The following is a 19,236-nucleotide window of genomic DNA, read 5'->3' on the forward strand; positions in this document are numbered from 1 at the left end:
GATCTTGCGCCCTGCGATCGAGAAGTTGGTCGACACCTGCGCGTTCGACAGCAGGGTCTTGATCGCATCGATGTCGGGCCGACGAGGCAGGGCGATGGCGCCGGATCGTAGCGCCGCGCCGGCATCCCGACCATCGTGCGCTATTCCGCGTGGCCCGCGTGTCGTTCGCCGGTCGCGAACGCCACCTGCGTCCCGTCCAGCGGAATCTGCACCGACACGGTCGTGCCCTTGCCGCGCGCGGTATCGATGCGCAACGTTCCGCCGACCAGATACGCGCGCTCGCGCAGCCCGACCAGCCCGAACGAGCTGGGCTTGCGCGGGTCGCCGGGATCGAAGCCGGCGCCGTCGTCGCGGATCGTCAGCACGATGTCGTCGTCGCCGCACGCGAGCTCCACGTCCACCTGCGAGGCGGCCGCATGGCGCGCGACGTTCGCCAGCGCTTCCTGCGCGATGCGGAACACGGCCGTCGCATACGGTTCCGCGAGGTTCTGCTCGGGCGGGTCGACGTGCAGCGTGCAGCCGATGCCGTGCCGCTGCCGGAAGTTCTGCACGAGCCACTGCATCGCCGGGGCGAAGCCGAGATCGTCGAGCATCAGCGGTCGGAGATCCGACGCGATGCGCCGCGTCGCGGCCACCGCGCCGCGCGCGAGCCCGTGCATCGCCGCGATCTTGCGCGCGAGCTGCGCATCGTCTTGCGGCACGCTGTCGATCAGCCATTCGAGATCGTTCTTCAGCGTCGCGAGCGTCTGCGCGAGTTCGTCGTGCAGCTCGCGCGCGATGCGGCGCTGCTCCGCCTCGCGCGCGCTCGCGCTGATCGCCGAGATCTCCCGCAGTTCCTCGCGCGACGCCTGCAAGGCCCGCTCCGCGCGCACGCGTTCCTCGACCTCGCGCCGCAGGTCGCGGTTCGACGCGCTCAACTGCGCGGTGCGCGCGGCGACGCGCTGCTCGAGGCGTTCGTTCGCGTCGTTCAGCTCCGCGGTCTTTTGCAGCACGAGCTGATGCTCGTGCCGCTCGCCGGTGAGCGCGCGCGCCGTGCGCGCATGCAGCCGGCCGTTCTCGAACAGCAGCGCGAACAGCACGAGGCTCGAGGCGATGAGCCCGTACGAGCGCCCCGCGTAGAAACCGAGATCGAAACGGCCATGATTCAGCATCGCCGACAGCGCGATGTCGAACAGCCACGCGACCGTCACGATCGTCACCCACAGATCGAGCACCGAGTGGCGGCGACGGCGCCGCCACATCAACCCGAGCGCGAACAGGTTCAGCGTCCAGACGGCCACGACCGGGCTCAACAGCGGCTCGACCATCAGGTTGCCGTGCATCATGCGCGGCAGGTAGTCGTGGCCCGCGGTCGCGAGCAGGGTGAGCGCGACGGTCGCCAGCACGGTCGCGACGACGCAGCCCGCGATCGGGATCGCCGCGTGACGGGCCGGCTGCGGCGGCGTGCGCGGGGCGTCGCGCAGCAGCGCATAGCACGCGACCACGAGCGGGAAGCCGCCGTGCCAGAACATGTAGAGCCACGCGGTCGTCTGTTCGCCCGCGTGCAGCAGGCCGGTCGGCGCGAACAGGCCCGGGAAGGTCAGCATGTGCACGCCGGCCATGAAGCCCGTGAACAGGTAGCCGGCCGCGAGCGCCAGCAGCGCCCGCTCGCGCAGGATCGCGTACTGGCCGAGCAGCAGGCCGGCCGTCACCATGTCGTTGACGAGGATCGCCGTCTGATAGACCGGGATGAACCCCCATTCCTGCGCGAGCCGCATCTTTGCGAACGGCGCCAGCGCGACGAAGATCGCCGCCGAGAGGATCACGGTCGCGAGCGCGAGCTGGCGCTCGCGCCGCTCCGGCCGCAGCGACGACATGAACATGTGCGACGTATCCGTATCGGCGTCGCGCGTCGCGGCCTGCGTCGGGGCCGGCGGGTCGTCCGGCCGCGTGGGGCCGGGTTTGGGCGTCACGGCGTGCGTCATGCGTCGTCCAGGTCGATGCCGAGGCCGTGGCGCACCGCATAGCGGATCAGCGCCGCGTCGTGCGGCAGGTCCATCTTCTCGAGAATGCGCATTTTGTAAGTGCTGACCGTCTTCGCGCTGAGGCCGAGCACGCTCGCGATTTGCGCGATGGTCTGGCCCGCGACGATGCGGCGCATCACGTCGAATTCGCGCGCGGACAGCCGTTCGTGCAGCGGTGTCTCGACCGGCGCATGCAGGGTCCGGGCCAGGCTTTCCGCCGCCGACGGGCTCACGTAGACGCCGCCCGACGCCACCTTGCCGACCGCCGCGACCAGCTCGGCGGTTGCGCTGTCCTTCGTCAGGTAGCCGGTCGCGCCGGCCTTGAACGCGCGCGCCGCGTACTGCTCCTCCGTGTGCATCGTGAGCACGAGCGTGCGCAGCGTCGGCGCGTGGATCTTGATCAGCTTGAGGAGCTCGATGCCGGTCGGCGCGGGCATCGAGAGGTCGAGCAGCAGCACGTCGGCCGCGCCGCGTTCGGCCAGCGCGAGCGTGGTCGGGCCGTCGCAGGCTTCGCCGACGATTTCGAAGCCGCCGGCCGTCTCGAGTATGTGACGCAGCCCGTCTCGCATGACTGCGTGGTCGTCGGCCAGTATCACCTTGATCATGGAGCGGTCCTCTTGGCGGGATGACGCTTCGGCGCACGATGGCGCGTGTCGTGCAGACGGCATTGCCTGACGGCCGGGGCGCGCGACGCCGGTGCGCCGGCCGTTCTTCCGATCAATATATTCCGCCTGACCGGAAAACGGTACTCGTCGGAGAAATTTTCTGCGACGCAGCACACGAAATCGGTACCAGGACTAAATAATCGGCGCGTGGTGGTGGTTTAATCATCTGATGAAATGCCGGGCCATTTGATGTGGCGCCGCCCGTGCACCTCCTTCGGCGGCGCCGGCGTCAGGTGTCGCGGCCCGTGTCGATTCGGGGCTACACTGGTCCGATGCCGACCCCATCCTCCGAGGAGAGCCGTCGATGATCGATCTTGCCGCCATCCTGCCGAGCGCATTGCCCGCCGCCGTCGCGTGGGCGGAAGCGCAGGCGGCCCGCGGGCTCGCGCAGGGCGCGCCGCTGACGCCGGCGCTCGCCGCCGATGCGCGCACGGTCGGCGTCGCGCAGCCGGAGCGGATCCGCGTCGTCAGCGCCGCGCAGCTGCCGTTTCCCGACGAGCCGGCGCTCGCCGCGATCGCACGCGAAGCCGGGCTGCTGTCGCCGGGCACGACCGGCCTGACGCTCGGTCACGCGGTGTTCGTGCTGCAGGGGCACGACACGCGCCGGCTTCTCACCCACGAATTCCGCCATGTGCACCAGTACGAAGCCGCCGGGTCGATCGGCGCGTTTCTCGCGCGCTATCTGCACGAGATCGCGACGCTCGGCTATGACGCCGCGCCGCTCGAGGCGGATGCGCGGCGGCACGAGATCGGCTGACGCACCGGCACGGCGCGACGGCGTGCACACCGTCATGACCCGGACAGCCGCAACGGCGGCGGATGCCCCGCGCCGCCGGCGCGCGTGCGGCGGGGCCGCCTCCCGACAGGACCGGCGATGAGCGCAACGATCCATGCGTGGCTCGGCGCCGTCGGCGCGCATCCGGCGCTCGTGCTCGTCATCGTGTTCGCGACCGCGTGCGCCGAAGCGATCGCGCTGATCGGCACGGTGGTGCCGGCCGGCGCGGTGATGTTCGCGGCGGGCGCGCTGATCGGCGCGGGCGCGCTCGACGGCTGGATCACGATCGGCGTCGCGGCCGCCGGCGCGGTGGTCGGCGACGGGATCAGCTACGAGCTCGGCCGGCGTTACCGCAGCGAGGTCCGCAAGTGGTGGGCGCGCAGGGGGCTCGCCGCGTCGTACGAACGCGGCGAGCAGTTCGTGCTGCGCCACGGCATGAAGAGCATCGCGCTCGCGCGCTTCCTCGCGCCGGTGCGTGCGGTCGTGCCGGTCGTCGTCGGCTGTGCGTCCCTGCCGCGCCGCTCGTTCTATCCGACGAACATCGCGTCGGCGCTCGTGTGGGCGCCGGTGCATGTCGCGCCGGGCATCGCGTTCGGTGCGTCGGCCGCGCTGGCCGACGCGGTCAGCACGCGGGTCGCCGCGATCCTGCTGGTCGTCGCCGCGCTGGTCGCGGCCGTGTGGTTCGGCGTGCGGGTCGCGCTGCGGCGCGGCGTGCCGCTGTTGCGCCGCGCGGCGGCCGCAGTCGTGCGCGCGTGCGCGCATCGCTGGCCGGCCATCGCCGTGCGGCTGCGCAGGCTGACCGCCCGCGTGCGCCGGCTGCCCGGCGCGGTCCCGATGCTCGCGCTCCTGTTCGTCGGCAGCGTCTGGCTGTTCGCCGGCGTCGTGGAGGACGTCATCGCGAACGATCCGCTGATGCGCGCCGACACCGCGCTATACGCGTTCCTGCAGAACCTGCGCACGCCGCCGGTCGACGCGGCGATGCGTGCGGTCGTGGTGCTGAACGGCCGCGACGTCGGCCTGATCGTCGCGGCCGCGTTCCTGGTCTGGCTGATGATCCACCGCTGCTGGCTGACGGCCGCGTGGTGGATCGCGGCGGTCGGCGTCGCGGTCGTGCTCGTGCCGCCGTTCGGCGTCGCACCGAACGGCGGCACGCCAGCAACCTTCGCGCCCGGCGGCGCGCATGCGCCGCTGCCGGACGCCGACGCGGCGTTCGCGATCCTCGTGAGCGGCTGCATGGGCTGGGTGCTGACGCGCGGGCGCGCGGTGCTGTGGCGCAACGGCGTCGCGATGGCGATCATGCTGTGGATCGTGCTCGGCGGCTTCGCGCGGCTGTATCTCGGCAATGCGTGGCTGTCCGGGCTGCTCGGCGGCTGGAGCCTCGGGCTCGCGTGGTTCGCGTTGCTCGCCGGCGTCTATGCGTTCGGGCACGTGCGCGACGAGGTCCAGCCGAAGGGCGCGCTCGTCGCCGTCGTCGTGGTGCTCGCGACGGCCGGCGTGTGGACGATTCCGGCGGCGTGGCGGGCCGACCGGGACCAGCGCGCGCATGCGCGGGTGGTCGCGATGACGGTCGATCAGTGGATGGACGGCGGCTGGCAGTCCGTGCCGGCGCGGCGCACCGAGATCAGCGGCGATCGCGAGGAATTCCTGCCGCTGCAGTGGTGCGCGTCGTCCGACACGCTCGACCGGCATCTCGCGCAGGCCGGCTGGCAGCGCGCGACGCCGTGGTCCGGGCAGACCGCGCTGCGCTGGCTGCTGCCGCAGACGCCGGCCGACGCGCTGCCGGTGCTGCCGCGCTATTCGCAGGGCGTGGACACGCGGCGCGTGTTCGTGCGCGTCGAGCCCGGGCAGCCGAGCCGCCGGCTCGTGCTGCGGCTGTGGCGCTATCCGTACGTGCTGCAGGATGCGCAGGGCACGCGGGCGCTGTGGTACGGCGCGCTGTATCGCGAAACGCTGCACCGTCCGGTGGGGCTGATGACGATCGTGAGCAGCGCGACGATCGACGGCGCCGCGGACATCGCGCAGGCGCTCGCGGTCGACGCGAAGATCGTGCATCCGCCGGCGGGTGCCAGCTCGGCGCCCGCGGACGTGCTGCTGGTGTGGATGGTGATGCCGTGATCGTGCGTGTGTCGCTTACGTGCGCGGGTGCTGTTCCGGTTCGACGGACAGGCGCAGGCCGACCGTCTTGAGCACGGCGATCAGGGTTTTCAGCGTCGGGTTGCCGTTGGGCGACAGCGCGCGATAGAGCGCTTCGCGGCTGATGCCGGCCTGCGCCGCGACGGCGCCGAGGCCGCCATAGGCTTCGGCGACGGTGCGCAGCGCGAGCAGGCCGCCTGCGCGGTTGTCGGGATCGTCGAGCGATGCCATGGCCGCCTTCAGGTATTCGACGGCGAGTTCGCGGTCCGCGCGCAGTTCGGCGAGTTCCGCGTCGTGGTGCGGCACCGCGCCTTTGAGTTTGCTCATCCCTGCCTCCGTTTCCATTCTGACCAGAGTGCCTTCGCGTACCGGATGTCGGCCGCCTGGCTGTCCTTGTCGCCGCCGCTCAACAGCAGCACCAGCGTGTCGCCGTGCCGGCCGCAATACGCGCGGTATCCGGCGCCGACATGGACGCGCAGCTCGATCACGCCTTCGCCGACCGGCCTGCAATCGCCGAAGTTGCCCATCTGGACCTGACGCAGGCGAACGCGAATCCGCGCCTGGGCGACCTTGTCGCGCACGGCAACCAGCCATTCGGTAAGCGGCTCGTGGCCGTCATCGCATCGATAGCGAAGGAGTTCGACGACAGGTGGCACTGTAACTTATAAACTACAAAAAGAGAAATGAAAGCGGAGTGGATGTCGCGGCTTGCCGGGCGAATTGACGGAGGGCGCATAGCGAGCCGCAAAGAAAAAGACGCCGCAGCCCGAGGGCATGCAGCGCCTTTCGTTCGGAGTCTCAAGCAGTGAAACCCGTTACCCGGACGAGATCGATTCTTTCATCCGCTACTGACGGCACGCTATTGGCCGAACGGGCAACGTGGTCATGTCGTCGTCACGACACCGCGACCACCCGTTCCCGCGCGAATCCCGCGAGCGTGCGCAGCGCCTCGCGCGCCGAGCGCAGGTAGAACGACTGCAGGTGGAACACGTGCCAGCGCGCCGCGTGGACCTCGAGACGGCACGGCACGCCGCACGCGAGCGCGTGCGCCGCGAGCCGCTGCGCGTCCGACAGCAGCACTTCCTGGTCGCCGGCCTGGATCAGCATCGGCGGCAGGCCGCGCAGGTCGACGTCGAGCGGGCCGCGCGTCGCGGCCGCGCCGGCGCCGTGATACCAGCGCAACCCCTGTTCGAGCCAGCCGCGCCGGATCATCGGATCGTCGCCGCGACGCGACGCCAGCGTGTCGCCGCCGAGCGCCGCGTCGGTGACGGGCGAGATCAGCAGCAGCGCGGCCGGTGCGGGCTCGCCCCGGTCGCGCAACGTGATCGCGAGCGCCAGCGCGAGCGCGCCGCCCGCCGAATCGCCGGCGACGACGATGCGCGCCGGCGCGTAGCCCTGCGCGCGCAACGCCGCATACGCGGCCAGCGCATCGTCGAGCGCGGCGGGGTGAGGATGTTCGGGCGCGAGCCGGTAATCGGGCGTCCACACCGCCATCCCCGCTTCGTCGGCGAGCCGCGTCGTCACGCCGCGGTGCGTGCCGGGCCCGCCGAGGCAGAAGGCGCCGCCGTGCAGATAGAGGATCGCGCCGCCGGCGTCGCCGCGCTTCGGTGCAATCACTTCGGTCGGCACGCCGCCGGCCGAGGCGCGATAGCGGATCACGCCGCCGATGCCCGGCATCAGCGGCGACAGCAGCCCGACGACGCGCCGCTGGAGCCCGACGCCGAACGGCGGCCCGATCAGCGAGCGGAAGCCGACCCGCAGGAAGCCGCGCAGGAAGCCCGCGTTCAGCGCTTCCAGCGCGCCGTTCGGCGCGGCGACGGCGATGCCGCCCGCGCGTCCGGCCGCCCCCGGCAGCGCGGTCGAGAAGCGATACGCGGCGAGCCCGGAGAAGCGCGTGAGCCAGCGGTACGACAGCGTGAAGCCGGGCCAGTTGGTGCTGTTGTGGCCGGACGCGTCGACATACCAGCTCTTGCAGCCGCTCCACACCGAGCCCGCGAGGCGCTGCTGGACCTGCACGTTGAACCGCCGGTAGCGCTGCGCGTCGACGTCGATCGCGGTCGCGCCCGCGCGCCGCATCGCGCGCACGCAGCGCATCACGTGCGCGATCTGGCTCTCGAGCATGTAGACGATCGAGTTGTGGCCGAGATTGGTGTTCGGGCCGTACAGCATGAAGAAATTCGGAAAGCCCGGCACGGTCATCCCGAGATACGCCTGCGCACCGCGCCGCCACGCGTCGTTCAGGTCGAGCCCGTCGCGGCCGGTGATGCGCATCGGCGACAGGAATTCGGTCGCCGCGAAGCCGGTGCCGTAGACGATCGCGTCGACCGGGTGATGCGTGCCGTCGGCGGTCTCGATGCCGTGCTCGGTCACGCGGCGGATGCCTTGCGTGACGAGTTCGACGTTGTCCTTGCTCATCGTGGCCAGATAGTCGTTCGACAGCAGGAGCCGCTTGCAGCCGATCGGGTAGTCGGGCGTGAGCTGCTCGCGCAGCGCCGCGTCGGGCACCTGCCGCGCGAGCAGCTTGAAGAACGGCCGGCCGACCGCGAACTTCATCAGCCCGTTGAAGCGCGTGAACGCGAGCGCGCGCGATTCGTAGCGGACGTAGATCGCTGCGCGATGCAGCTTCATCGCCCACGGCAGCCGCCGGAACAGCGCCCGCTCCCACGGCCGGTAGGCGCGATCCGGGCGCGGCATCAGGTACGCGGGCGAGCGCTGGAACACCGTCAGCGTCTTCACGGCATCGGCGATCGCCGGCACGAACTGGATCGCCGACGCGCCCGTGCCGACCACCGCGACGCGCTTGCCGGCAAGCGGATAGCCGTGGTCCCAGTGCGCGGAATGGAACGCGCGGCCGCGGAAGGTCTCCATGCCGGGCAGGTTCGGCAGCGCGGGACGGCTCAACTGCCCGGTGCCGCTGACGAGCAGCGCGGCGCTCAGCGTCGTGCCGTCCGTCAGCGTGACGCGCCACAGCGCGTTCGGCTCGTCGTAGCGCGCGTGCGCGACTTCCGCGCCGAAGCGCAGGTGCCGCGCGAGGCCGTACTTGCGCGCGCAGTGCCGCAGGTACGCGTGGATTTCCGGCTGCCGCGCGAACATGCGCGACCAGCCGGGATTCGGCTCGAACGAGAACGAGTACAAATGCGAGGGCACGTCGCACGCGGCGCCCGGATAGCTGTTGTCGCGCCAGACGCCGCCGACGTCGTGCGTGCGCTCGAGGATCACGAAGTCGTGCACGCCGGCGCGCCGCAGCGCGATCGCCATGCCGATGCCGGCGAAGCCCGCGCCGACGACGATGGCGGCGAGCGGCGGGGTGGTGTCGTCGAGGGCGGCGAAATCAGACGATCGCATCGCGGGTCTCCTTCGGTTGGGCGGAAGCCGGCGCGTGAACGGCGCCGGGGTGGAGATCGGCTTCGGGTTCGGCGATGGTCTTTGCGACGGCCCGTACCGCTGCATTCATCGCAGCCTGCGCGTCGGCATGCGGCCGCTCCTGCACGCGGCTGACCCCGCGCATCAGGTCGACCGCCTTCTCGGCGATCATGATCGTCGGCGCGTTGGTGTTGCCGCCGATCAGCGTCGGCATCACCGACGCATCGACGATCCGCAGCCCCTGCAGCCCCCGCACGCGCAGTTGCGGATCGACGACGGCGAGCGCGTCATGTCCCATCCGGCACGTGCCGACCGGGTGGTACACGGTATCCGTGCGCCGCCGCAGCACGTCGCGGATTGCGTCGTCGGTCGTCGCGTTCGCGGTGAACATGTCGTGCGTGATCCAGGCGGCGAGCGCGGGCGCCTGCATCAGCCGGCGAGTCAGCTTGAAGCCCGCGACCATGTCGTCGAGATCGCGCGGATCGTCGAAGAACGCCGGATCGATGCGCGGCGCGGCGAGCGGATCGCCGCTCTGCAGCGTGACCGAGCCGCGGCTGCGCGGCCGCAGCAGGCACACGTGGCACGACATCCCGTGGCCGGCATGCAGGCGCCGCGCATGGTCGTCGACGAGCGCGACGACGAAATGCAGCTGGATGTCGGGCGCATCGAGCGCGGCGTGCGTCTTCAGGAAGCCGCCGCCTTCCGCGAAATTCGACGTCAGCATCCCGCGCCGTTCGCGCCGGAAGCGCAGCAGCTCGCGCAGCATGCGCAGGCCGCCGCGCGCCGACACGCCCATCGTGTCGACGCTGCGCGTGCGGTAGCCGAAGATGAAATCGGGATGGTCCTGCAGGTTGCGGCCGACGCCTGGCAGGTCGACGAGCGTGCGGATGCCGAAACGTTCGAGTTCGGCCGTCGGGCCGACACCGGACAGCATCAGCAGCTGCGGTGTCTGGAACGCGCCCGCGGCCAGCACGACCTCGCGCCGCGCGCGCAGCGTGCGGACCTCGCCGTGCTGCCGCACCTCGACCCCGACCGCGCGCGTGCCGTCGAACACGATGCGCAGCACCTGCGCGTGCGTTTGAACCGTGAGGTTGTCGCGGCGTCCGACGTGCGGCAGCAGGTATGCGCGCGCCGCGCTCCAGCGTTCGCCGTGCTTCTGCGTGACCTGGTAGAGGCCGATGCCTTCCTGCTGCGCGCCGTTGAAATCGTCGGTCAGCGGCAGGCCGGCCTGGCGGGCCGCATCCAGGTAGCGCGCGTGAAACGGGTTGCCGGTGCGCAGGTCGCTGACCCACAGCGGGCCGTCGCGGCCGTGCCATGCATCGTCGAAGCGTTCGTTGTGCTCGCTGAGCCGGAAGTACGGCAGCACGTCGTCGTAGCCCCAGCCTGCGTTGCCGAGCGCGGCCCAGTGGTCGTAGTCGCTGCGGTGGCCGCGGATGTAGACCATCGCGTTGATCGCGGACGAGCCGCCGAGCGCCTTGCCGCGCGGCTGGTAGCCGCGGCGTCCGCCGAGCCCCGGCTGCGGCACGGTCTCGAACGCCCAGTTGTTGATGCGGGTCGGCATCATCGCGACGGCGCCGGTCGGCACGTTGACGAGCGTGCCGTCGCCGCGGTTGCCGGCCTCGAGCACGCAGACGGTGACGTCCGGGTCCTCGGTCAGGCGCCCCGCGACGACGCAGCCGCCCGAGCCGCCGCCGACGACGATGTAGTCGAATACCTGGGTCATGGATTTGTCTCCGGAAGATCGGCGGGTCACGCGCCGCGCGCGGCGAAATCGGTCGGCGGGTTCGGGTGCATGGTGTCTCCTCCTGGCAATCGATGAAGTCGTTCGGATGACGACTGGATGACGCCGATGGTGCGTGCCGCGTGGGAAAACACCAATGCTGCGACGGGACAATTGTTTTAGTATTTGGGCCAAATCGGCGCTTCGAGGGTTTCTCCGCATGAGCTTCCAGGATTTCACCCGGAGTCCGGCCGGCGCGCGGCTGCTGGTCGATTTCGGCGGCGAGCGCGGCTTGCCGCACGCGAAACTGCTGGCCGGCACGGGGCTGTCGGCCGCGCAGCTCGACGACCCGAACGCGGAGGTGACGGCCGCCCAGGAACTGCGGGTGACCGACAACCTGCTGCGGCTGCTCGGACATCCGCCGGGCCTCGGCTTCGAGGTCGGGCTGCGCTATCACTTCTCGGCCTACGGCGTATGGGGCTATGGGCTGATCGCGAGCGCCACCGCGCGCGACGCGCTCGCGCTGGCGATGCGCTTTCTGCCGCTCACCTATGCGTACACGGTGATCACGTACCGCGAGGAGGACGACGGCTGCGTGCTGAATTTCGGCGCGCCCGAGCTGGCCGGCGAGCTGAGCCGGTTCCTCGTGGAGCGCGACATGACCGCGGCGGTCGTGCTGCTGCAGGAAATGGGCGGCGCGGATTTCAGGTTGTCGCGCTTCACGTTGCAGGCCGAACGTCCGGCGGCGGCGCGCGGCGCGGCGCCGGCCGCTGCCGTGCCGCGGATCGCCGGCGTCGAGCCGACGTTCGGCGCGCGGTCGAACAGCCTTGCGTTCGCGCGCACGTATCTCGACCGGCCGCTGCCGCAGGCGAATCCGATTACGGTGTCGATGTGCGAGCAGATGTGCCGTCGCCTGCTGGAAGCGCGGCGCGCGCATGTCGGCACCGCGGCGATGATCCGCGATTACCTGACCGCGACGCCGGGCACGCCGCCGTTTTCGCTCGAGGACATGGCGCGGCTGATGAATACCAGCGCACGCACGCTGAAGCGGCGGCTGCAGGACGAGGGCACGACGTTCCGCGCGCTGCTCGCCGAGTCGCGCGGCGCGATGGCCGAAGCGCTGCTCGGCGACGAGCGGCTGACGCTGACCGAGGTGGCGGAGCGGCTCGGGTTCAGCGACCTGTCGAGTTTCTCGCAGGCGTTCAAGCGGTGGTATGGGGTGGCGCCGGGGGCGTTTCGCAGTGGCGTGTCAGGTGAGAGAAAGGGCGGCTGAGGGGCGCTGAATAATGTGCACGCGGGTTTGGCGCAACGAGGCCGGCGTGCGCACCACGACTAACCGCTAGAATGGCTTCGTTGCTTACGGGAATGCCCGGAATTCACTGTAGGAGAGATGCTTGTGAGGCCGTCCGTTGCACTGAACGCACACCGCGTCGAGATTCGCAGGATTGTCGAAGCCAATCGCGCGTCGAACGCGCGCGTATTCGGGTCCGTATTGCATGGCGATGACACCGATGAAAGCGATCTGGATCTTCTCGTGGAGCCGCAGCCCGGCATGACGCTGCTCAACGTTGGAACCATCCGCTACCGGTTGTCGGAACTTCTCGGCGTTCGAGTCGATGTGTTGACGCCGAATGCATTGCCCGACAGTTTTCGCGCAACCGTGGTGGCGGAGGCCCAGCCCATATGAAAGGGAAGGAGCAGCGCCTGCCCGATTATCTCGGTCACATGGTCGAAGCAATCGATCGAATCGGAGCATATGTCGGCCCCATGGACAAGGCGGGATTTGTTGCGAACATGCTTGTCGTCGATGCGGTGATTCGCAACATCGAGGTTATTGGCGAAGCGAGCAACAAGGTGCGCAAGCATCATCGGGCGTTTGCAGACGAACACCCGGAAGTGCCGTGGCAAGGCTGCTATGAGATGAGGAGCGTAGTCGCCCACGACTACTTCAAAGTGGATCTCGACATTGTTTGGGAAACCATCAAGAACGATCTGCCCGGCATGCGCCGGGATGTTCAGGCGCTGTTGGATCGGCTTGCTCGCGAGCAAGGGGCCGCCGCGCCAAGTTCACAAGGCACTGGGGACTGAAAGGGTGCGATGGTGCCCCGACGCGTTCGTCGCTGCATTTAGCGATATCTCGGGATATTGATCGGCGGCGCATCCGTTCGGGTCGAATGCGACCGCCGCCGCATCCGCTACTGCTTCGCCGGCGCGCTCGCCGCAACCTTGTCGAGCGCGGGCGGGATGAACGTGTCGAGCTGCGCGGTCACCGTCTCGTAGAACGCCATCGGCTTGCCCCATGCATCCGGCACGTCCTCGTGCTTGCCGGTCGCGTATTCGGCGAGCGTGTACACCTTGCCCGCCGCCGCCGGATACAGCGCGAGCACTTTCTCCTTGTGCTTGTCGGTCATCGTCAGGATCACGTCGGAATGCTTGACGTCGTTCGCATTGAGCTGCATCGAGCGGTGCGCGGCCGTGTCGATGCCGCGCTGCTTCATCAGGACCACGCCGTTTTCTTCGGGCTTCTCGTCGTACGGGTCTTCGTCGACCGCGCGCGAGATTACCGCGATGTGCGCATGGCGCTGCGCGATCAGTTGGCCAGCGATGGCCTCCGCCATCACGCTGCGTCCGGTGTTGCCGGTGTCGACGAACGCGACCTTCTTCGGTTCGTCCGCATGGGCGAGCGTCGCGCACTGGATGCCGACACAACAGAGCAGGGCAAGCGTCTTGATTGTTTTCATGATGGTTTCCGCCAGTCAGGGTTGAGGTGCCGCCGCGGCATCGCATCGATGCCGACGGCACATCATGCCGGTCGTGTGTGGCGGAAAAAAATCACCGGACGGATTTGGCAAGATGGTGTCGCATTGCGGCAAGGTGCTTAGGGATGCGCATCGCCTGCCTCATCGAGCCCCGCCTCCCGATGAAACAACGCCAGAAACTGCTGCGCCGGCACCGACAGCGGCCGATCGCGCCGCACGAGACTCCCGTACGACGGCAGCTTCTGCGCGAGCGTGTAGTCGACGATCGCGACCATCCCGTGCTCGGCATTCAATTCGGCGACCGTGCGCGGAATCACGCCGAGCATCTGCGAGCGGTCGACGAGGCTCATCGTCGTCAGGATCGAGCCGGTCTCGACCAGCCCGCGCGGCATCGGCCGGTGGTGCATCCGGAACTCGCGCTCGACGACCTCGCGCGCGGGGCTGCCGGTCGGCTGCAGGATCCACGCATAGTCAAGCAGCGCCGCGAACTCGACCGGCCCGCCGCCGACGAGCGGATGGTCGCGGCCGGCGACGATCGCGAGCGCTTCGTCGTCGACCGCGCGGAATTCGCAGTCGGCGCCGACGTTGCGCCCGATCACCACTTCGAGCACGCCTTCCTGTAGCTGCGGCATCAGCTTGTCGCTGGTGTCGACCGCGATGTCGATCGCGAGCAGCGGATAGCGCGACTTCAGCTGCACCAGCGCCTCGGTGAGCCGCCCGGGCGTCGCGGCCATGATGCTGCCGATCGCGAGCCGCCCGGCGCTGCCGAGCTGCAGTTCGGCCAGCTCGCGGTTGAGCGCCTCCATGCTGCCGCGGATCCCGCGGAAGTAGCCGAGCACCCGCTCGCCGGCCGGGTTCAGCACGAGCCCGCGCCCGACGCGCTCGTACAGCGGCTGGCCGAGCGCGTCCTCGAGCTCGCGCAGCATCTTGGTTGCGGCCGGCTGCGTGAGGCCGAGCCGGTCGGCCGCCGCGCGCAGCGTCGAGCATTCCTCCACCGCCAACAGCAGCGCGACCTGGCGCATCCGCAGCCGGTTCAGCAGTTGCGGCGTCGAATCCTTCCTGTCGATCGAACCCAATTCGATTACCTCAGGTTATCAATTCATCAAGAGTTTTCAATTTACCGGCGTGTCCCGTCTACCTAGCATGAACCCCACATGACGAACGGCCGCTTTCCGGCCAGAGCCAGAGACAGGAGACAAATATGCAGACGAATTCGGCGATTCCGGCCCGCGCGGCCGCCCCGGCATTGCCCGTCGTCGCGCTGACGCTCGGCGACCCGGCCGGCATCGGCCCCGAGCTGATCGCGAAGCTGCTCGCGCGCGCCGATGCAGTAACGCACGCCAATCTCGTGCTGATCGGCGACCGCTGGCTGTGGGAAGCCGGCCAGCGCACCGCGGGCGTGCAGGTCGACGTCGAGCCGGTCGCGTCGCTCGCCGACGTGCGCGACCGGCCGTCCGCCGCGCGGCCCGCGTTCGTCGCGGTCGACACCGTCGACCCCGCGCAGGTGACGCTCGGCCAGGCCGGCCCGGCAGGCGGCCGCTCGGTGCTCGACGTGCTGAACCGCTGCATGGACGCGGCGCTGGCCGGCGACGTCGACGCCATCTGCTTCGCGCCGCTCAACAAGCACGCGATGAAGCTCGGCGGCCTCGCACACGACGACGAACTGCATCACTTCGCCGACTACCTCGGCGTGACCGGCTACTTCTGCGAATTCAACACGCTCGGCGAACTGTGGACCGCACGGATCTCGTCGCACATTCCGCTGAAGGATGCCGCGCGCTACCTGTCCGTCGAGCGGATCGAACAGGCCTCCGAACTGATCTACCGGTCGCTGCTGGCGAACGGCGTCGCCGTGCCGAAGGTCGCGATCGCGGCGTTCAACCCGCACGGCGGCGACGGCGGCATGTGCGGCCGCGAGGAGATCGACGTGATCGCGCCGGCGGTGCGCGCGCTGCAGGCGCGCGACTGGCCGACCGACGCGCCGTTCCACGGCCCGTTCCCGGCCGACACGATCTTCCTGAAGGCGCAGGCGGGCGACTACCAGGCGATCGTCACGATGTACCACGACCAGGGGCAGATCGCGATCAAGCTGCTCGGCTTCTCGCGCGGCGTGACCGTGCAGGGCGGGCTGCCGGTGCCGATCACGACGCCCGCGCACGGCACCGCGTACGACATCGCGGGACGCGGCGCGGCCGACGTCGGCGCGACCTGGCAGGCGCTGCAGATCGCATGCCGGATGGGCACCGCGCACCGGCAGCACACGACATCGGCGTGACGGCCGCCCGCCACTTGACACACCAGAACCGAAACCGGATACCAGGAGACGACGCAATGAAGATCAAGGCTGTGCGCGCACGCGTGTACCAGTGGAAAGGCAAGACCGTGCCGCCGCAGGGCAATTTCTGCTCGAACGCGATGGACCTGCTGTACGCGCCGCAGGAAACGATGAGCACGTTCCGCTTCCATTCATGGACGGTCGTCGAGGTCGAGACCGACGACGGCATCGTCGGCCTCGGCAACGTCGCGCTCGCGCCGCACGTCGCGAAGGCGATCGTCGACCAGTACCTCGCGCCGCTCGTGATCGGCCAGGACCCGTGGGACTACGAATACCTGAACCAGCGGATGTACCGCGCGACTCACGCGTGGGGCCGCAAGGGCGTCGGCATGGCGGCGATCTCGGCGGTCGACATCGCGATCTGGGACATCCTCGGCAAGAGCGTCGGCAAGCCGGTGTTCAAGCTGCTCGGCGGCCGCACGAAGGAGAAGATTCCCTGCTACTACTCGAAGCTGTACCGCACCGACCTGAACGAGATGCAGGCGGAAGCGCAGCGCTATCTCGACGAAGGCTTCCGCGCGTTCAAGATGCGCTTCGGCTACGGGCCCGCGCACGGGCAGCAGGGCGTCGTCGAGAACCTGAAGTCGGTTGCGGCGATCCGCGAGGTGATCGGCTACGACAACGACCTGATGCTCGAGTGCTACATGGGCTGGAACCTCGAGTACGCGAAGCGCATCCTGCCGAAGCTCGAGCAATACCAGCCGCGCTGGCTCGAGGAGCCGGTGATCGCCGACGACATCGACGGCTACGCGGAGCTGAACCGGCTGACGAGCATCCCGATCTCCGGCGGCGAGCATGAGTTCTCGCTGTACGGCTTCAAGCAGCTGCTCGATCGCAAGGCGGTGTCGGTCGTCCAGTACGACACGAACCGCGTCGGCGGCATCACGATGGCGCACAAGATCAATGCGCTGTGCGAGGCGTACAGCGTGCCGGTGATCCCGCACGCGGGCCAGATGCACAACTACCACCTGACGATGAGCACGCTCGCGTCGCCGATGAGCGAGTACTTCCCGATGTTCGACGTCGAGGTCGGCAACGAGCTGTTCTATTACATCTTCGACGGCGAGCCGGTGGCCGAGAACGGCTTCCTGCAGCTGCGCGACGACGTGCCGGGCCTCGGCCTCACGCTGAAGACCGAGTTCCTCGACCAGTTCGACATCGTGGAGTGACCATGCGCGCACGTTACCAGGGCGTCTTTCCGGTGGCGCCGACGATCTTCACCGAGGCGGGCGCGCTCGACCTCGACGGCCAGCGCCGCGCGATCGACTTCATGATCGACGCGGGCTCGCACGGCATCTGCATCCTCGCGAACTACTCGGAGCAGTTCGCGCTCGGCGACGACGAACGCGACCTCTTGACCCGCACCGTGCTCGAGCACGTCGCCGGCCGCGTGCCGGTGATCGTCACCACGTCGCATTTCAGCGCGCGGATCTGCGCCGAACGCAACCGGCGCGCGCAGGCGATGGGCGCGTCGATGGTGATGGTGATGCCGCCGTATCACGGCGCGACGTTCCGCGTGCCGGAGGCGTCGATCCATGCGTTCTTCCGCGACGTGAGCGACGGGCTCGACATTCCGCTGATGATTCAGGACGCGCCGGCGAGCGGCACGACGCTGTCGGTCGACTGCCTCGCGAGGCTCGCGCGCGAGATCGACGCGGTGTCGTACTTCAAGATCGAGACGCCCGGCGCGGCGGCGAAGCTGCGCGAGCTGATCCGCATCGGCGGCGACGCGATCGAAGGGCCGTGGGACGGCGAGGAGGGCATCACGCTGCTCGCCGATCTCGATGCGGGCGCGACGGGCGCGATGACGGGCGGTGGCTACCCGGACGGGATTCGCCGGATCACCGACGCGTATTTCGCCGGGCGGCGCGACGACGCGTGCGAGCAGTATGCGCGCTGGCTGCCGCTGATCAACTACGAGAACCGGCAGGCGGGCTTCCTCGCGGCGAAGGCGCTGATGAAGGCCGGCGGCGTGATCGCGTGCGACAGGCCGCGCGCGCCGTGGCCCGACCTACATCCGGACACGCGCGCGGGGCTGCTCGACGCGGCGCGGCGGCTCGATCCGCTCGTGCTGCGCTGGGGGCGATAGGCGCGCAGCAAAACGACACGACACGGCGACGAAAGGTCCACGAGAAGACCGCGTTCAAGCCCAGCAAAATATTGGAGACACCATGACCACCCTGAACCAGGCGAGCCCGGCCTACGACGCCGACGTCGCCGCCCCCGTTCCGCGCCGCCGCTGGCTGCGCGTGATTCCGCCGCTCCTGATGGCGTGCATCATCTCGTACATGGACCGCGTGAACATCGCGTTCGCGATGCCCGGCGGGATGAACGCCGACCTCGGCATCGGCGCGAGCATGGCCGGCCTCGCGGGCGGCATCTTCTTCTTCGGCTACCTGTTCCTGCAGATTCCCGGCGGCCGGCTCGCGGCGCTCGGCGGCGGCAAGAAGTTCATCGCGTGGTCGCTCGTGAGCTGGGCCGCGCTGTCCGCGCTGACGGGGCTCGTCACCGACGCGTGGCAGCTGCTGACGCTGCGCTTCCTGCTCGGCGTCGCCGAAGGCGGGATGCTGCCCGTCGTGCTGACGATGGTCAGCAACTGGTTTCCCGATCGCGAGCGCGGGCGCGCGAACGCGATGGTCATCATGTTCGTGCCGCTCGCCGGGATGATCACCGCGCCGCTGTCCGGCTACATCCTCGCAACCTACGACTGGCGCCACCTGTTCTACGGCGCGGGGCTCGTGTCGCTCGCGTTCCTCGCGATCTGGCTGCCGTTCGCGGACGACAGCCCGGAGACCGCGCGCTGGATCTCGCCGCGCGAGAAGGCGTACATCGCCGATGCGCTGCGCGCCGAGCGCGAGGCCGCGCGAGGCGGCGAGCAGAAGACCGCGGCGTCGTTCGGCGCGCTGCTGCGCGACGGAACGATCTGGCGGCTCGTGCTGATCAACTTCTGCTACCAGGTCGGCATCTACGGCTATACGCTGTGGTTGCCCACGCTCCTGAAAAACCTCACCCACGGCGGGATGGCGCAGGTCGGGATGCTGGCGATCCTGCCGTACGTCGGCACGATGCTCGGGATGAGCGCGACGTCGTATTTGTCGGACAAGACCGGCCGGCGGCGGCTGTTCATCGTGCTGCCGCTGCTCGGCTTCTCCGCCTGCCTGTTCCTGTCGGTGCGGTTCCAGGCGACGATGGCGGTGTCGTATGCATTCCTGATCGGCTGCGGCTTTTTCCTGCAGGCGGCGGCCGGCGTGTTCTGGGCGATTCCGCCGAAGCTGTGCAGCGTCGAGACGGCCGGCAGCGCGCGCGGCCTGATCAACGCGCTCGGCAATCTCGGCGGGTTCTGCGGCCCGTACGCGGTCGGCGTGCTGACCCAGCACGTGAGCACGGCGGCCGGCGTGTACAGCCTCGCGGGCGCGCTCGCGGTGGCCGGGCTGCTGACGTTCACGCTGCCCAGGCGCTGCGAGGCGTGAACCGGCGTTGAAC

17 protein-coding genes are annotated in these 19,236 nt (G+C 69.5%); 9 read left to right on the plus strand and 8 right to left on the minus strand.

The window, feature by feature from the left end; all coding sequences use genetic code 11:
- Positions 1–140 precede the first annotated feature (140 nt).
- Positions 141–1,964, minus strand: coding sequence for a sensor histidine kinase (locus tag B7P44_RS20695; RefSeq protein ID WP_084907809.1), 1,824 nt, complete (start codon positions 1,962–1,964; stop codon positions 141–143).
- On the minus strand, positions 1,961–2,608 hold the full coding sequence (locus tag B7P44_RS20700) for a response regulator (RefSeq protein WP_084907811.1): 648 nt from the start codon (positions 2,606–2,608) through the stop codon (positions 1,961–1,963). Before B7P44_RS20700 ends, B7P44_RS20695 begins: the two co-directional genes overlap by 4 nt.
- Positions 2,609–2,972: 364 nt before the next feature.
- Between B7P44_RS20700 and B7P44_RS20705 the strand changes: the two genes are divergently transcribed.
- Positions 2,973–3,425: a hypothetical protein gene (locus B7P44_RS20705; RefSeq protein ID WP_084907813.1), complete on the plus strand. Its 453-nt coding sequence runs from the start codon at positions 2,973–2,975 to the stop codon at positions 3,423–3,425.
- 117 nt (positions 3,426–3,542) lie between these two features.
- Positions 3,543–5,558 carry an LssY C-terminal domain-containing protein gene (locus B7P44_RS20710; protein WP_084907815.1) on the plus strand — a complete coding sequence of 672 codons (2,016 nt, stop codon included), beginning with the start codon at positions 3,543–3,545 and terminating at the stop codon, positions 5,556–5,558.
- A 15-nt stretch (positions 5,559–5,573) separates the two neighbouring features.
- On the opposite strand, the gene B7P44_RS20715 is transcribed toward B7P44_RS20710, so the two are convergent.
- From B7P44_RS20715 to B7P44_RS20730, 4 genes are all read right to left on the minus strand, one after another.
- Positions 5,574–5,903 carry an addiction module antidote protein gene (locus tag B7P44_RS20715; RefSeq protein WP_084907817.1) on the minus strand — a complete coding sequence of 110 codons (330 nt, stop codon included), beginning with the start codon at positions 5,901–5,903 and terminating at the stop codon, positions 5,574–5,576.
- Positions 5,900–6,232, minus strand: a complete 333-nt coding sequence (locus B7P44_RS20720) for a type II toxin-antitoxin system RelE/ParE family toxin (protein WP_084907819.1) — start codon at positions 6,230–6,232, stop codon at positions 5,900–5,902. Before B7P44_RS20720 ends, B7P44_RS20715 begins: the two co-directional genes overlap by 4 nt.
- A gap of 238 nt (positions 6,233–6,470) precedes the next feature.
- Positions 6,471–8,921, minus strand: a complete 2,451-nt coding sequence (locus B7P44_RS20725) for an alpha/beta hydrolase fold domain-containing protein (protein WP_084907821.1) — start codon at positions 8,919–8,921, stop codon at positions 6,471–6,473.
- Positions 8,908–10,662, minus strand: a complete 1,755-nt coding sequence (locus B7P44_RS20730) for a GMC family oxidoreductase (protein ID WP_084907823.1) — start codon at positions 10,660–10,662, stop codon at positions 8,908–8,910. The genes B7P44_RS20725 and B7P44_RS20730 overlap by 14 nt, the downstream gene beginning before the upstream one ends.
- A 217-nt stretch (positions 10,663–10,879) precedes the next feature.
- Here B7P44_RS20730 and B7P44_RS20735 point away from each other — a divergent pair, with 217 nt between their 5' ends.
- The 3 genes from B7P44_RS20735 (at position 10,880) to B7P44_RS20745 (ending at position 12,747) form a co-directional block, all read left to right on the plus strand.
- Entirely contained in the window at positions 10,880–11,932 is a 1,053-nt protein-coding gene (locus B7P44_RS20735; RefSeq protein ID WP_205128722.1) for an AraC family transcriptional regulator, read from the plus strand.
- Between the two features lie 117 nt (positions 11,933–12,049).
- The gene (locus B7P44_RS20740) at positions 12,050–12,346 is read left to right on the plus strand and encodes a nucleotidyltransferase family protein (protein ID WP_193834297.1); all 297 of its coding nucleotides are present in this window, start codon (positions 12,050–12,052) and stop codon (positions 12,344–12,346) included.
- Positions 12,343–12,747, plus strand: coding sequence for a HepT-like ribonuclease domain-containing protein (locus B7P44_RS20745; protein WP_084907826.1), 405 nt, complete (start codon positions 12,343–12,345; stop codon positions 12,745–12,747). The genes B7P44_RS20740 and B7P44_RS20745 overlap by 4 nt, the downstream gene beginning before the upstream one ends.
- A gap of 107 nt (positions 12,748–12,854) precedes the next feature.
- Here the strand turns inward: B7P44_RS20745 and B7P44_RS20750 are convergent, their stop codons facing one another.
- On the minus strand, positions 12,855–13,400 hold the full coding sequence (locus tag B7P44_RS20750) for an arsenate reductase/protein-tyrosine-phosphatase family protein (RefSeq protein ID WP_084907827.1): 546 nt from the start codon (positions 13,398–13,400) through the stop codon (positions 12,855–12,857).
- A 137-nt stretch (positions 13,401–13,537) separates the two neighbouring features.
- A complete protein-coding gene (locus B7P44_RS20755) occupies positions 13,538–14,494 on the minus strand; it encodes a LysR family transcriptional regulator (RefSeq protein ID WP_084907828.1) in 957 nt (318 codons plus the stop codon).
- Between the two features lie 125 nt (positions 14,495–14,619).
- Here B7P44_RS20755 and B7P44_RS20760 point away from each other — a divergent pair, with 125 nt between their 5' ends.
- From B7P44_RS20760 to B7P44_RS20775, 4 genes are all read left to right on the plus strand, one after another.
- Complete coding sequence (locus B7P44_RS20760; protein WP_084907829.1) at positions 14,620–15,693, plus strand: 4-hydroxythreonine-4-phosphate dehydrogenase PdxA; 1,074 nt, start codon at positions 14,620–14,622, stop codon at positions 15,691–15,693.
- Positions 15,694–15,749: 56 nt separating this feature from the next.
- Positions 15,750–16,922 carry an L-rhamnonate dehydratase gene (locus B7P44_RS20765; RefSeq protein WP_084907831.1) on the plus strand — a complete coding sequence of 391 codons (1,173 nt, stop codon included), beginning with the start codon at positions 15,750–15,752 and terminating at the stop codon, positions 16,920–16,922.
- 2 nt (positions 16,923–16,924) lie between these two features.
- Positions 16,925–17,842 (plus strand): dihydrodipicolinate synthase family protein, encoded by a 918-nt coding sequence (locus tag B7P44_RS20770; RefSeq protein WP_084907833.1) that lies wholly within the window; start codon positions 16,925–16,927, stop codon positions 17,840–17,842.
- A gap of 82 nt (positions 17,843–17,924) precedes the next feature.
- The gene (locus tag B7P44_RS20775; RefSeq protein WP_084907835.1) at positions 17,925–19,223 is read left to right on the plus strand and encodes an MFS transporter; all 1,299 of its coding nucleotides are present in this window, start codon (positions 17,925–17,927) and stop codon (positions 19,221–19,223) included.
- Positions 19,224–19,236: the final 13 nt, after the last annotated feature.

It is taken from the genome of Burkholderia ubonensis subsp. mesacidophila, from assembly GCF_002097715.1.
In the GTDB taxonomy this organism is placed as follows: Bacteria; Pseudomonadota; Gammaproteobacteria; order Burkholderiales; family Burkholderiaceae; genus Burkholderia; species Burkholderia mesacidophila.